This is a genomic window from Roseovarius halophilus (ex Wu et al. 2025), assembly GCF_047086965.1.
In genome coordinates, this window is record NZ_JBKOTX010000390.1 from 1 (window position 1) to 2,490 (window position 2,490).

At 62.0% G+C, this 2,490-nt stretch carries 2 protein-coding genes and 1 other annotated feature; both genes read left to right on the forward strand.

The window, feature by feature from the left end:
* The first annotated feature begins 48 nt into the window (after window positions 1-48).
* Window positions 49-1,167 (forward strand): IS3 family transposase, encoded by a 1,119-nt coding sequence (locus ACH107_RS31960; protein WP_412509655.1) that lies wholly within the window; start codon window positions 49-51, stop codon window positions 1,165-1,167.
* Window positions 374-531, forward strand: a sequence feature (AL1L pseudoknot). It overlaps the preceding gene by 158 nt.
* Before the next feature lie 171 nt (window positions 1,168-1,338).
* Window positions 1,339-2,382 carry an IS110 family transposase gene (locus tag ACH107_RS31965; protein WP_310703169.1) on the forward strand — a complete coding sequence of 348 codons (1,044 nt, stop codon included), beginning with the start codon at window positions 1,339-1,341 and terminating at the stop codon, window positions 2,380-2,382.
* The last annotated feature ends 108 nt before the right edge of the window (window positions 2,383-2,490 follow it).

Here is a 2,490-nt window from a genome sequence, read left to right on the forward strand (position 1 = left end):
TGAACCAGACCGGGTTTACCGGAGAGCCAAAAGCTCAGAAGGTAAGCTATGACCAAAGGGAACCCAGGGAACCGTTTTTCGACAGAGGTACGTGCGCGCGCGGTGCGCATGGTTCTGGAGAACGAAGCGGATTACAAATCGCGGTCGCAGGCGGTCGCCTCCATCGCGGAGAAGTTCGGATGCAGTAGCGCTACGCTGCGCGATTGGGTCAACAGGCAGGCCATCGAGGATGGTGATCGCGACGGCCTGACGCAGTCAGAGCGCGAGGAGCTCAAGGCGCTGCAGCGGGAGAACCGCGAACTCAAGCAGGCCAACGAGATCCTGCGCAAGGGCGAGGCCTTTGTCCGCCATTGGTCCGAGGACAATGGACGAGCGCTTTTTTCGCAGCGGCGGACCTCGACCGCCAACGGAAGAGATGATCATGTTCATCCACTGCCCGGCAGGGCATTGCGAAGCAATGTCCCGAGAGGGGATGATCATCGCGGTGAGTACGGCGTCGAGGCGATCTGCAGGGTTCTGCCGATCGCGCCGTCCACCTACCACCACCATCAGGCGGTCGAGCGCGACCCGTCCAAAGCGTCCCTGCGGGCGCAGCGCGACACCGAGCTCAGCCCGAAGATCAAGGCGTGCTGGGAGGCCAGCGGAAAGCGCTACGGGGCCGTGAAGGTCTGGTACGATCTGGCTGAGAATGACGTGGTGGCTGCCCGCTGCACAGTGGTGCGCCTGATGAAAGAGATGGGAATACATGGCGTTACCCGCGGAAAGGGCAAGAAGACGACGTGTCGCGATCCGGCGCTGCCATGCCCCGAAGACAAGGTGAACCGCGCCTTCAAGGCGCCGGCGCCGAATGTTCTCTGGGTGGCCGACTTCACCTATGTGCGCACCGCCGTCGGGTTCGTGTACGTCGCCTTCATCATCGATGTCTTCGCCCGCTACCTCGTGGGCTGGCAAGTCTCCTCGTCGCCCAACACCAAGCTGGTTCTCGACGCACTGGAGCAGGCGCTTTCCGCCCGCAATCCCGACCGCGATCGGCTGACCCACCACAGCGATCGCGGCGTCCAGTACCTGTCGATCAAATATTCCGAGCGCCTTGAAGAGGCCAGGATCGGAGCCTCGGTCGGCAGCGTGGGGGACTCGTACGACTGTGAATATGGTATTGCAGTCTGATGGCCTGACTCATCTTACGATTGACTTCGTGTCATTGCGTTGACGTGTCGACCATCAGGTTGCCCCGGCAGCGGGCGAGATGTGACTTCATAGGAGCCTGACGGTCGGCGTACCATCACAGTCCTGTCCTCTTCGATCGGTGCCTGGGCCATTCCAGCGAAAGGGCCTTCCATGAATCATGTCATCATTGGCGTAGACACGCATAAAGCCAACCACATTGCCGTTGCGATAGACGCGCAGGGCGCCCGTCTGGGCTGCACGACCATTTCCACTACGCTGAAGGGATACCGAGATTTAGAAACCTGGGCGTCCCGGTTCGGTCAGATCAAAGCCTTCGGGATTGAGGGCACCGGCTCATTCGGTGCGGGCCTGTCCAGAGAGCTGCTGGCCAAGGGTCACGAGGTTCTGGACGTCATGCGCCCCAATCGCCAACTGCGCTACCTTCATGGCAAATCCGACAGCCTCGACGCCGAAAGCGCGGCGAGGTCGGTGCTGAACGGGCAAGCCACGGCTCAGGCCAAGGCGCAGACCGGGTCATCCGAGATGATCCGGCATCTGAAGGTTGCGCGGGACAGCGCGGTGAAGGCCAAGTCCCAGGCGATGATCACGCTGAAAACGTTGATCGTGAATGCGCCAGCCGACCTTCGTGATACGCTCGATAGAGTCCGGGGGCGGATCACTCTGGTACGCCATGTGGCGGCGATGCGGCCAGGAGAAATCACGTCCCCAACGGCTTCCGCCAAGACGGCCATGCGCGCGATCGCGCGGCGCTGGCTCGCGCTGCATGAGGAAATCGAGGCGCATGACCGAGAGCTTGACCGGTTGGTGCGAGAGAGAGCCCCCGAGCTGATGCAGGCGCACGGCATCTCCACGATGACCGTGGCCGAGATGCTGATCCTCGTGGGGGATAACCCCGAGCGGATCCAGTCTGAAGCTGCCCTGGCCAAGCTCTGTGGCGTCTGTCCGATCCCGGCCTCCAGCGGCAAGACGAACAGGATGCGTTTGAACCGCGGCGGCAACCGGCAAGCCAACGCTGCCATCTACCGTGTCGCCATCGTCCGCATGCGCGACGACGAGCGAACGAAAACCTATGCCGCCAGACGAAGGGCAGAAGGCAAAACCCGGCGCGAAATCGTGCGCTGTATCAAGCGGTACATTGTGCGCGAAATATACCGCGCCCTGTGCGCATCATCGGCCCGGGCACCCGCCGCTTGACAAACATAGGAGCATCAATGCCCTCGCCGAGACCATCAACGGCTTGTACAAGGCCGAGGTCATCGAGCACGAGGGGCCGTGGCGCGGCAAGAAAGACGTCGAGCTTGC